Below are 12,423 nucleotides of genomic sequence, written 5' to 3' on the forward strand. Positions count from 1 at the left end.
GCTGTTTTTATTTGATATTATTGTGATTGTTGGAAATAAATGGTATTTAATGTTAAAGATTAAATAGTAACAAATTTTTATGTAAACATATTTAAATATTAAATTTACTGAAAACGCTAGGTAAATTATTAACATTTATTGATAAAAGAGGCTAAACGCATTTTATTACAATTTGATAAATAATAAATAGATACATGTTTTGGTTATAATCACAAAATTTTTAAAGCAATAAATTTTACGCAAAAATAATTATCAATGAAAAAATCTAAGCGTTTCTATGCTATCATAATTACATTAAGGTTTTACTAATAAGTTCATGTTACCACTCAGCAATAAAGAATTATTACGCTATGATCGCCAAATCTCTATAAAGGGATTTGATATTGATAAACAAACAATGTTGAAAAATTGTTCCGCGTTGATTATTGGCGTTGGTGGCTTAGGCTGTAATGCTGCTTTATATTTATGTAATGCTGGTATAGGTCAATTGACTTTAGTTGATTTTGATACAGTATGTGAATCAAATTTATCTCGGCAAATTTTGTATACTGAAACTTCTTTAGGTCTAAAAAAGGTCTATGCTGCTCGACATGCTTTACATCAATACAGACCAGAAATAAAGATTAATTGTATTGAACATCAGCTAAGTTCTGAAGCATTATTAGCCACCATTAGTGAGCATCATATAGTCCTTGATTGTAGTGATAATTTAACTACACGTCTGCAAATTAACCGTTGTTGTCATCAATTAAAAAAAACACTTATTTCAGCATCTGCTATTAGAATGGAGGGCTTGATCAGTGTTTTTACTTATCAAAATTGCCAACCTTGTTATCAATGTTTAAGCCAATTATACAATGAAGAACAATTAACCTGTGTAGAGTCTGGCATTATGTCGCCACTAGTCGGAATTATTGGTGCAACCCAAGCACTTGAAGCCATTAAAGTGCTAACTAATTATGGCGAACCGCTTATTGGTCGCATACTAATGATTGATGCAATGACAATGCAATTTAATGAATTGACGATTGTTAAACAACCAAACTGCCCTATTTGCCAATATGATAGATAAAGTTAATCAGATCATTCTAGCACCAATGGAAGGTGTTTTAGATTATTCAATGCGTGAGTTATTAACCAGTATTAACCAATTTGACTATTGTGTAACGGAGTTTGTGCGTGTCACAGATCATCGTTTAACGAAGAAAACGTTTTACCGACTTTGCCCAGAACTTTATCATGGGGGTAAAACTCACTCTGATACACCGGTGCGCATTCAATTACTTGGGCAAATTCCAGCACTGATGGCTGAAAATGCCGCATTAGCTATTGAATTAGGATCTTTTGGAATTGATATTAATTGTGGTTGTCCAGCTAAATCGGTAGTTGGTAATCAAGGCGGTGCATTTTTATTAAAATCACCGGAATTAATCTATCAGATAACCAAACAAGTAAGAGAAAAAATTGGTTACACGGCACCGTTATCAGTCAAAATCCGCTTAGGATTTGCCGATAAGTCACACTGTTTTGAAATTGCTGATGCGGTAGAGCAAGGAGGTGCAACAGAAATTGTGATTCATGGACGAACTAAAAATGATGGCTATCAAGCCAATAAAATCGACTGGCTAACCATCGGTAATATAAAAAAAAGGCTTCATATACCCGTAATCGCCAACGGTGAAATAATAAGTGCAGCCTCTGCCCAAAAATGTATCGAACAAAGTCAAACAGATAATATTATGATTGGACGAGGTATCTTAGCTATCCCTAATTTGGCCAATATCATTAGATTTGGTGACACACCTTTAAGTTGGCAAGAGATCATGTTAATTTTACAAAAATATGCTTCTAAAAAATCTTTCATCAAACAATTGCAACATAAACCACTTTATCATTCAGCAAGAATCAAGCAGTGGTTAAGTTATTTAAAACAACATTATCCCGAAGCGCAAACACTACTGGCAAAAATACGTACTTTAAATACACAACATGACATAATAGAGGCTTTACATTTTAAATAACCTCATCATTATGAATGAGTATGATTTATTTAAGAACTAAAAAAATTTTATAAAAATTAACATTTTTGGTAATTAATATTATATAATTAATAATAAAATCAATATTTTTATTTTCTACTATTTAATTTTAAAGGTTAAGATTGAAAGCGTATTTTTTCCTATTCCTAGCTATTAGTTTTGAAATAATTGGTACCAGTTTTTTAAAATTATCTAATCAATTTACTAATCTGTTACAAACGGTTATTGCAATAGCTTCCTACTTTATTGCCTTTTTCTTTCTAAGCTTAGTACTAAAAACTATGCCTGTCGGGATTGCTTATGCAATTTGGTCCGGTATAGGAATTATTTGTATCACATTGATTGGTATTTTTATTTTTAAACAAAATTTAGATTTACCCGCATTCATTGGATTAAGTTTAATTATTGTCGGTGTTGTAATCATTAACTTATTTTCTAACGTAAAAATAGATTAATGATATTGATTTAACATTAAAGTGCTGCTGTTAATAAACGATTATTTGCAACCCCCCCCACAACATCTAAATCAAATTTATTTTTAAATCTTAGATAAATTAACTATAAAATTTTTTAATTCATCACTTTTTTATAATTAATTGTTTTTTTTGTAAAAAAAAAATTTACCATAATGAATTTTTTGATTAAACCAAATTATATTAGTTTTTTATCACTTCATTTAACTTATTTATTAGATTACTTCTATTGAAACTAAATATTTTGTTGGCTATAATGTGCCAAGAATTTGTTAAGCATTTTTAAACAATTCTAAAATGGTGTGCTATTTTATCCATAATAGTAACCTTAAATAACAATGAAAGAGGATAATATTAAAAACAATATCTATCCATAATAATGAAAGGAGTAAATTATGAAATTATTTAATAACGTAGTATCCACATATTACACAACTAAAAGCCGTGCAGCTGATTTCATCCGTAAGCAAGATGGTGTTACTGCTCTTGAATATGCTATTGTTGCAGCTGGTGTGGCATCTGTTGTGTTAGTTGTATTCAGCTCGGATGGTAGCTTCGGCTCATCAATTAAAGGTGTATTCTCTTCATTATCAAGCAAATTAACAACATTAATGGCTTCTGGTTCTGGTGGTGCTGGTGGTGCTGCTAGCTAATTCTTAATCACAGTTAATTAGGATGAAAAATCACATCTACTTACTCTGAATATTCAAAAGGATCTTAGTAGATGTGATTTTTTAGAAAAGCCGTTTCATAATACTTGAACTGTGTTACTTTAGCAAATAATAATCTATATTAGAAAAATAGCATTTCAATTATTTAATCAAAAAATTTGATAGCCTGAACAAATTATAGATACTATTATTGATTTAACTAATTAATAGTCACATTAAAAATATGTAAGAAAGCTGTGTGAAACGCTTTTTATTAGAAATTCTTTCTTCGATACTATATTATAACAAGAAGGATTAATTATGATTGGTTTAGATTGTTCTTATTTAAAAGTAAAAAATGCAGTGGTTTTTTTCATAAAAAAACGAGATGGAGTTACAGCTCTTGAATTCGCTTTTTTAATTGCTGGAGTTTCTGTAACTGTATTTTTAGTTTTTAGTCGTAATGGTAGTTTTGGAGTAATGCAAAGTAGCATGTGGACAGCAATGCAAGAAGCTCTTAATCGTATGCTTACGTAAAGATAGCTAAAGTGCGAAATTGTTATTGAATTTTTATTGAATAGAGTTGTTCTTCTGTGATTAAGAAATCTTATTAAAAATATTTTTGTGGATTCTTATTGGACTATTATGGTGTTTTAATAATTTTATTAAGGAAGTCGTTTTTTAAAGTTAACTCACTTTATAATAATTAAAATAATTCATATCTTATTTTTGTATAATCGATCTATATCTTTGCCAAATAAATTTAAAAATTTAACATTGAAATTATAACAAATGAGCGAACAAAACAAAGTACCTATTGAGTGGGTAAATATAAGAGATCTTGTTTTCCAAGCACTTGATCTAGACCTTATTGAAGATTTAAAAAGTGATCCTAGCAAAGTTACACGTGAGATCTCTTTTATTATTCGTGACATAGTGACTTCTGGGAAAGCTTATATTTCTATTGATGATTCGAATACCTTAGCTAGCATGATTTGTGATGAGATCGTTGGTTACGGTCCATTAGATTCTTTAATGAATGATGATTCAGTCAATGATATTCTCGTTAATGGTCCATATAGCATCTATGTAGAACGTGGTGGAAAGCTTGTTAAAACAAGTAAGTTTTTTATAAATGATCGTCAATTAATTGATATTGCGAGACGTTTAGTCAATAAAATCGGAAAAAATATTGATGAAGCTCATCCATTAGTCGACTCACGAATGCCTGATGGTAGCCGTTTAAATGTCGTCATTCCACCTATCGCAATTGATGGTGCTTCCCTTTCCATTCGTAAGTTCGGTAAAGGTAGTCGAAGTTTTTCCGATTTGATTAATTTTCGCTCGTTAAATGAGCATATGGCTAATTTTTTAGTTATCGCAGCACGATGCCGAATGAATATTATTGTATCGGGAGGAACTGGTTCGGGTAAAACAACCATGTTAAATGCTTTATCACAGTTTATTAATGATTATGAGCGAACCATAACCTTAGAAGATGCTGCTGAATTACGTTTACAGCAAGATCATGTAGTAAGATTAGAAACACGTGCAGGCGGTGAAGATGGCCGTGGGCAAGTTACAATGCGTAATTTACTCATCAATGCCCTACGTATGCGTCCTGATCGGATCATTCTTGGGGAATGTCGTGGTGAAGAGGCTTTTGAAATGCTTCAAGCTATGAATACTGGCCATAATGGTTCAATGTCTACACTGCATGCTAATACAGCTCGTGATGCATTAGCACGTTTAGAAAGTATGGTAATTATGGGGCAATCTGAGCTGCCAATTACTGCTATTCGACGCTATATTAGTTCTTCTGTCAATTTTATTATTCAGGTATCTCGGCTACCTGATGGTCAACGTAAAGTGACTAGTATTACCGAAGTAATTGGAATTGAATCAGAAAATATCGTTACACATGATGTATTTAAATTTGAAATTGATGATGAGAGAGATGTCGATGGAAAAATTCAAGGTAATTTCGTATGTAATGGGTTAGTAAGGCGTTCAGCTCTTTATGAAGGTGCTCAATACTATAATTTAATTGATGTATTGGAAGAGGTAATGAAAAATGCTGGGGGTCATCAAGAATCATGAATATAATACTTGGAATAGCATTGGCTTTGGCATCAGTTCTTAGTCTAATTTCATTAAAGCGCAAACAAGAACGTTTACAGATTTTCAAACAGGTCAGTATTGATACTCCATCTTCTATCGCTATATTAGAAAGTAAAATGGATGAACTAAAAGGATCTTTTTGGCAAAATTTAATTCAATCTACCTTAAAAGGTATACAAAAAAATTATGATTTATTGATTAGTAATTCACCAAGTAAAATGCATTTAATCATAATAATTTTTCTCGGTAATATAGTTGGACTATTTTTAAATAATTTTTATGTTGAATTAGATATTTTCATCGTTATTCCAACTAGTTCTCTTTTTACTATTTTGGGTATGATATTTGTTATAAAACATAGAGTAAGAAAACAATTCTATAGTGACTTTCCCGAGGTTATCAATACGATGATTGGTGTAATCAGTTCTGGTTCCTCTATATCTATCGCTTTCAGAGAATGTGCTAATCAACAATCAGGACTAGTTGGTAGTGTTATGAGAGAAATTTCTAACCGGTTTGATGTTGGTGAAAATCCACAAAATGTTTTACTCAATTCCTACCGTCAATTGCCTTTCCCCGAATATTATTTTTTTATTTTAACCATTATGGTCAATTTAGATGGTGGAGGGGAACTGAAAGATATTTTAAATAAATTATCAAAAATGATATCGAGCAATACTGTTTTAGCAAAAATCCGAGATGGTAAAACAGCTGAATTAAGAATGACGTTACTCATTTTAGCTGCTATGCCACCATTATTTATCTTTATGCTTAAAGGTATTTCAGAAGAAACTTATAATTATCTTATGCATACTGAATCGGGGAAATATATTATTTACTACGTGATAGCTAGTGAAGTAATTGGTATTTTATTCATTAAAAAGATGATTAGCAAAGCTATTTAAATAGGATCATTAATAATGTCAATAATTTTTTCATTCTGCTTGATTTTTTTTGCAATAAAAGAACTATATAGCGAATACCAACATTATAAAAAAAAGCAAGCATTAAATGCATTATTAAATGAAGAAGTTATTAAGCCTCAAAATATCACTAAAAATAGTAATACTATCGCTTTTGAAAAGATAGTAGCAAAAAATAGTGCTACGATTAATTTTTTAAGTCGTTTTCAAGAACAGCAGATATGGAAAGTTTACGCTACCGTAATTATTTTTGGTGTGGTTTTTTTAACTAACACGATATTTGATTTGTTTGAAATTAGTCAAGAAATACTCGCTATAATAATCGTAATCACCATTATACTCGTCATTATTGTTCCAGAGAAAATCGTTAAAATGCAAGCTGCAAAAAGAATAAGAATAATATCTAGAGATTTGCCACTCATCATTGACATGATGGCGATTATGGTAAAATCAGGCATGACTGTTGAAAACGGTTTTAATTATTTGAGCAAACGCGTAGATAATATTAATAAAGATATCGCTTCTATTTTAGAACGCGCTTGTCTAATGATGGAAGTAAATGGTATAGAATTAGCAATTGACCTTATCTATCGTGAAGTTCCAAGTAGAGAAATGAGAATGTTTTGTACCACATTGAAACGAAATATCAACTACGGTAATTCGATATATGATGCTTTATTGGATCTCTCAAGTGAAATAAGAGAATTACAACGGCTTACAATTGAAGAAAGAATTGCTGCTTTATCGGCTAAGATGACTTTGCCTTTGATGGGTTTTATAATGGCTCCCGTTTTAGTCGTTATTGTTGGTCCTATCATTTTGAAAATTCTTGACTTAAAATCGAGCTAGTTAATTAAAAAAATATAAATCAGTATATTTAAATCAAAATAATTTAAATTTAAGTAACCTAATAATCTTAGCTAATAGGAAGCATTATGAAAGCAAAATATCTATTTATATTTGCGATTCTTGTAATTATGACAGGATGCCAAAATAGTTCTTTTAACAGAGATCTTGCTGAAGACCAGAAGATTTATATACTTGAAACAACTAAAAATTACGGTGGTTTAATTGAAATTTATAAAACACAATTAAAGCATTCTGATTCAGAAAAAACTCGTTACAAACTTGCTCAAGCTTATTATTTGTCGATGGATTATGATTCTGCTGAACGAGTATTAAATCCGATTGTTACTAAAACAAAAAATGACAATGTTTTGGTACTGTATGGTCGAGTTCTCTCGGAAATTAAAATTCCTCGTTATCAAGAAGCCATTAAATATTTAGAACAAGCATTGCAATATAATCCTAAAAATGGAGAAGCTTACAATTTGAAAGGAATTGTACAAGTTAAGTTGGGGCAATTTGATGCAGCTCGTTATTCATTTAATAAATCCAGAGAATTATTTTATGATGAAAATAAAGTTCTCAATAATTTAGCAACTCTCTCTATTATGGATAAAGATTATCTAACTGCTTATAATTATTTGAATATTTTATATAATAAAGGTTATCGTAATAAAACAGTATTACACAATCTTCTCTTTACATTAGTAAAATTAGATAAATTAACTATTGCTAAGCAATTTTGTATTGAACATAAAATTTCAAAGCAGCCAACAATTTTGATTGAAGAGTTAAAAAAAGTAGAGCCAAATAATAATTTTAATTTTAATGAATTGGTACCAACTGCTGATAAAATGAAAAAAACGTATGAAAGAGAACAAAATGCTCTGAACAAAGCAGTAGATAAACCTACCAGTAATGCCTCTAACAATACTGTTAATGCCCCATTAAATAAACAAGGAAATCGTTTAATGGCTGCTCGTTCGGGCGAACATGCATCATTTTCTCGTATCGTTTTAGAAACTAACAATAAACTCGCTAGTGAACAATATAATATAACTATGGTAGGTGGTAATTTAGTACAAATTAAAATACTAAATATTGAACTATCTGCATTAAATACCGATCAAATTATAAAGAAAATAAAAAATAGTGATCGTAATTTTACAAATGTAACTGCACAATATAACGTTGATAAAACATTAATTATCAATATACAAGTTAAAAATGTCTCAGAACCTAAAATATCTTATATGGGTAAAGGTAAAATAGGACACTGTTTAGCAATTGACTTTTATATAAAAAACTAATCTAATAACAAATAAAATAACGATAAAATGATAATAAAAATTTACTGTAGGTTTGGATTGATATGAAAAATAATAAACTCATTATTTTATATATTATAATGTTATTAATAGGTTTAGCTCTGCTTTTCACTAGTCCGTCAGATTCGCCACCTGTAGAACCACCAACACAGCCAAGGGAGGTTGAAGTCATTGTGGCTCCGCCGCCAAAACCAGTGACAGAAATGGTTAATGTTGCCGTTGCTAAGACAGATATTTCTTCAAATACGATTTTAAAAGCAAAAGATTATTATTTTAAAACGATTGAAGTTAATATTGATACATTTGATAAAGCAAAGTATGTTCTTGATGCAGGGGAAATTGAAAACTATGCAACCAAAAATAATATACAAAAAGAATCGCTAATTCAAAAAAATCTCATAGCGTCTCCTTATAGCGAAGAGTATCGAACATTAACCTTAAAAAAAGGCGAATTCATATTTCCAGTCGAAATTGCTAAAGCAGATATATATTTATTGAAGAACTTACATATTGGCGATCTTATTGATATATATGTATTATATGGATTAGAAAAACAAGGTGTTGAAGCAAGTATTGATAATGCTAATGTGGTTTCACCAAGTCGGAATTTTTCTAATACAACTATAAAGCCTATTATTGCTGGCAAAAAAATTCTATATATAGAAAATGCTGATACGAATTCTTCATACGATAGTCAAAGATTGGGTAGAATTGATTTAGTATTAACTAACGAGGAAATAAAGCTAGTTAGAACACTTATGACAAACTCAATTGTTATGTTATATCCTAGTACCTTCAACGAAAGTTTTGACAAAGGATTATTCCTTCTAGCAGATAAAGAAAAAACTTGGCCTGAATCAAAACAACAGATCTTTAATCGCAAACCAATTTCCAGGTTAAGAGGAAACTAAAATGCTAATTTTTAAAAAATATTATAAACGAAAATTTAGCGTGGCTATATTATTTTCGCTATTATTCCTACCACAGATAGCTTTATCTCAAACCCACTATTTACAACCCGGGCAAAGTAAAACAATAAACTTACCTGAAAAAATTCGTACAGTATTTATAGCTAAAGACGCTGTGGCAAATTATGAGATTATTGGTGAAAAAAGTCTTATTGTTTATGCGAAAAGCAACGGGTTAACTGGCCTAGTAGCCTATGATAATGATGACAACATTATTTTAGATGATACTTTTATTGTTGATCCTGTTTTATCTCAAGTAGTTTATCGAGTTAAACGGGATTTCCCTAATAGTAACATTAACATAACCCAATATGCATCTGGAATGTATGGAGAAAAATTTACTTATGTAGTAAGTGGTAATGTACCTGATACAGAAACTAAGAAAAGAATTCTTGATTTTATTGGTACATTAGTCGGAGAAAAGGGTGAATTAATACAAGTTGGAGCTAAAGGTTCAGATGGTGGTGATGGTATACGTTTAGAATTTTTGGATAAACAACTATATTTTAATATTGTAGACAAAATTGAAGTTATCCAAGAAACCCAAGTTAATGTTAAATTAACTTTTGTTGAAGTAAGTAAAGATTTTACTAACTCTCTCGGTATTGAATGGCAAGGTGCAAATCTTGTAGAGAGCACGTCTTCCGGCTCATTTACGTTAAATACCTTGGGACAATTTACTTTATTAGGTTTAAAAAAAGGCTTCGATATCCATAATATTATTACTACGATTCGCGCAATTAACAATGATAAATTAGCCAAAGTGCTTGCCGAGCCAAATCTTTCCGTATTATCTGGTGAAACAGCGTCATTTCTAGTTGGTGGTGAAATACCTGTTATAAGTTCAGGTGATAGTGATAGCTCAGCCAAAGTATCATATAAAGAGTATGGTATTAAACTTCTCGTTGGGGCTAAAGTACATAATAACAAACGTGTTCGTCTATTTATAGCTGATGAGTTTAGTTCGGTTTCGGGCTCTTATCAATTCAATAATTTCAATGTTCCAACGCTCCGCACTCGTAAAACAAGTTCGACAATAGATATTGCTGATGGGGATAGTTTCGTCATTGCTGGATTAATATCTGAGCAGGATGAAGAAGCACTAAGTAAAATACCATTTCTAGGTGATATTCCTATTTTAGGTGCCTTAGCACGTAGCACCGCAGTAACTAGAGGTAAAACGGAACTAATTGTTTTTGCAACAGTCAATATTGTAACCCCACAGGATAGTTTTGAGCATGTAGAGCTTCCTATATTTGAAAGAACTGAGGCTGTAAATTTATTTTTTAATGTTAACAACAATATGGAAAAGCAGCACAAACAAACTTTACCATTAGCTAACGAAAGTGAAAAATTTGTTAATTATATGGGATTTATTGAATAGGTAACATCGAGGGTAACATGCAACTTTTTAGTAGCAACAATAAAAAAACATCATCCAATAATGAAATAAAACAAGATATTGTTGAAGGACAGATTTCTGCTTATAGAGTGGTAATTATAAGTACACGTCAGTCAGTTATTGATAATGTTCGCTCTATTCTTTATTTATACAATGTATTAAGTATCGAAGTTTTATCATTAGAAATAGAAGAAATTGATGAAAATCCAAAATGGAGCGAGTTTGATGTTTTTATTATTGACATAAATAATAGAGGAGATGTTGAAAAAATATCAGCTCAAATAAATCGTTTTATACCGATCAAAGCTAGTACAATTTTAGTTGGTAATAATGATTCGATTTCATTTGCTGAAGCGTTATCAAAAAAAGGAATTCATTTTCTATTAGAAAATAGTCAGCTAGATCGAATATCTAACATTCTTTATATGCGTAGTGAATCTAAAGAAAATACCAGTAAAAGAATTGGTAGTGTAGTTACTTTCTTTGGATGTAAAGGGGGTATTGGTACATCATCACTAATTGTCCATATTTTGAAAAATATTAGCCAGTCAACAAAATTCCCTATTTTGTATATTCAAGGAGCTTCAACGAGTCGAAACGCTGATTTTATCCTTGAAACACCAATAGATAAAGAAGGCTCAGTTACAGAAATAAATGAATTTCTTCGAGTGAAAATTGAACAGGATGATGAAGTCGGTAAATATGATTTCCTTGATACTACTTCATTTAACATTACAATATTTGATCAGAACATTGGTTTACACTCTACAATGAAACATTTTGAAAGTATTGTTAACTTATCTAATATTGTCATTTTCGTTATAAATCGTGATCCTTATACAATAAAAATTGCTAAAAATGCACTTGAAGAAATTAATCGGATTGGTCAAAAAAATAAATTGATCCTTAATAAACGCTTTTTATTTTGTGTAAATGATAATCAACCTATTGATAAAACTTCCTCATTGCAAGATAGTGATATCGAAGAGTTTCTTGGAAAAACAATTAATTTTAGACGTAATTATATTTCTAGTAATGAAAAATTTAAGAAGGCGTATAATTCATCAGAAATTGACGTAATTTCGACTGCCGTCATGGGAATTGAAAAAGATTCCACTCAACCACATCGTTCATTTTTCTCTGTTCTTGCTAAGAAAAAGAAAAAATGATTTATAACAGGAAAACATAATTATGTGCATCTTAGCTAGATTAATAAAACAAAAAAAAGGGGTGATATCAATAGAGTTTGCTTTAGTTTTCCCCCTTTTAATTTTATTATTTATTTTTGTATTGGAAATGAGTCGATTAATGTTTATTGCTTCATCGCTCAATCTTGTATCTTCGGAAATAGCACGAAGAGTATCATTATCAGAAGATGTAATTAAAAACTCCAGCGGCTATGCTGATATTTTTTCTGAAGAATTAAAAAATGAATTATCTTTATGGGGAATAGTTACTGATAAAAATAGCTTAAATGTTATCGTTAAATATTGTAAAAACACTCAAGAAGTTATTAATGAGCAATGTAGCGGTTCATTAAAAGGAGATAGTAAAATCATCTATTACTATGTATCTTATAAATATAACCCTCTTTTTGCTTCAGCATTCACAAGATTAGCTGATTCTTCTGTAACAAGAAGAACTATAGTTTATCGTGAATTTCATTCTTAATC

Annotated in this window: 13 protein-coding genes; all 13 read left to right on the top strand. The window is 30.4% G+C overall.

Features of this window, described 5'->3' with window-relative positions; genetic code table 11:
• Positions 1 to 316 precede the first annotated feature (316 nt).
• The 13 genes from FcAc13_RS06640 to FcAc13_RS06700 all read left to right on the top strand — a co-directional run bounded on the left by FcAc13_RS06640 (position 317) and on the right by FcAc13_RS06700 (position 12,421).
• Positions 317 to 1,072 (top strand): molybdopterin-synthase adenylyltransferase MoeB, encoded by a 756-nt coding sequence (locus FcAc13_RS06640; protein ID WP_187755425.1) that lies wholly within the window; start codon positions 317 to 319, stop codon positions 1,070 to 1,072.
• Positions 1,062 to 2,021: a tRNA dihydrouridine(16) synthase DusC gene (gene dusC, locus FcAc13_RS06645; protein WP_187755503.1), complete on the top strand. Its 960-nt coding sequence runs from the start codon at positions 1,062 to 1,064 to the stop codon at positions 2,019 to 2,021. The genes FcAc13_RS06640 and dusC overlap by 11 nt, the downstream gene beginning before the upstream one ends.
• 140 nt (positions 2,022 to 2,161) lie before the next feature.
• Complete coding sequence (locus FcAc13_RS06650) at positions 2,162 to 2,494, top strand: DMT family transporter (protein ID WP_187755426.1); 333 nt, start codon at positions 2,162 to 2,164, stop codon at positions 2,492 to 2,494.
• A gap of 413 nt (positions 2,495 to 2,907) precedes the next feature.
• Positions 2,908 to 3,165, top strand: a complete 258-nt coding sequence (locus FcAc13_RS06655) for a Flp family type IVb pilin (RefSeq protein WP_187755427.1) — start codon at positions 2,908 to 2,910, stop codon at positions 3,163 to 3,165.
• Positions 3,166 to 3,483: 318 nt separating this feature from the next.
• Positions 3,484 to 3,699: a Flp family type IVb pilin gene (locus FcAc13_RS06660; RefSeq protein WP_187755428.1), complete on the top strand. Its 216-nt coding sequence runs from the start codon at positions 3,484 to 3,486 to the stop codon at positions 3,697 to 3,699.
• 255 nt (positions 3,700 to 3,954) lie between these two features.
• A complete protein-coding gene (locus FcAc13_RS06665) occupies positions 3,955 to 5,262 on the top strand; it encodes a TadA family conjugal transfer-associated ATPase (RefSeq protein WP_187755429.1) in 1,308 nt (435 codons plus the stop codon).
• Positions 5,259 to 6,188: a type II secretion system F family protein gene (locus FcAc13_RS06670; RefSeq protein ID WP_187755430.1), complete on the top strand. Its 930-nt coding sequence runs from the start codon at positions 5,259 to 5,261 to the stop codon at positions 6,186 to 6,188. The genes FcAc13_RS06665 and FcAc13_RS06670 overlap by 4 nt, the downstream gene beginning before the upstream one ends.
• A 15-nt stretch (positions 6,189 to 6,203) precedes the next feature.
• Positions 6,204 to 7,055, top strand: a complete 852-nt coding sequence (locus FcAc13_RS06675; protein ID WP_187755431.1) for a type II secretion system F family protein — start codon at positions 6,204 to 6,206, stop codon at positions 7,053 to 7,055.
• An 86-nt stretch (positions 7,056 to 7,141) separates the two neighbouring features.
• Positions 7,142 to 8,362, top strand: coding sequence for a tetratricopeptide repeat protein (locus FcAc13_RS06680; protein ID WP_187755432.1), 1,221 nt, complete (start codon positions 7,142 to 7,144; stop codon positions 8,360 to 8,362).
• Positions 8,363 to 8,424: 62 nt separating this feature from the next.
• The gene (locus FcAc13_RS06685; protein ID WP_187755433.1) at positions 8,425 to 9,291 is read left to right on the top strand and encodes an SAF domain-containing protein; all 867 of its coding nucleotides are present in this window, start codon (positions 8,425 to 8,427) and stop codon (positions 9,289 to 9,291) included.
• A gap of 1 nt (position 9,292) precedes the next feature.
• Positions 9,293 to 10,732, top strand: a complete 1,440-nt coding sequence (locus tag FcAc13_RS06690) for a type II and III secretion system protein family protein (protein WP_187755434.1) — start codon at positions 9,293 to 9,295, stop codon at positions 10,730 to 10,732.
• Positions 10,733 to 10,749: 17 nt separating this feature from the next.
• Positions 10,750 to 11,919: a hypothetical protein gene (locus FcAc13_RS06695; protein WP_187755435.1), complete on the top strand. Its 1,170-nt coding sequence runs from the start codon at positions 10,750 to 10,752 to the stop codon at positions 11,917 to 11,919.
• Positions 11,920 to 11,941: 22 nt separating this feature from the next.
• Positions 11,942 to 12,421, top strand: a complete 480-nt coding sequence (locus tag FcAc13_RS06700; RefSeq protein WP_187755436.1) for a TadE/TadG family type IV pilus assembly protein — start codon at positions 11,942 to 11,944, stop codon at positions 12,419 to 12,421.
• The last annotated feature ends 2 nt before the right edge of the window (positions 12,422 to 12,423 follow it).

The sequence above is a fragment of the Frischella japonica genome, assembly GCF_014489845.1.
GTDB lineage: Bacteria > Pseudomonadota > Gammaproteobacteria > Enterobacterales > Orbaceae > Frischella > Frischella japonica.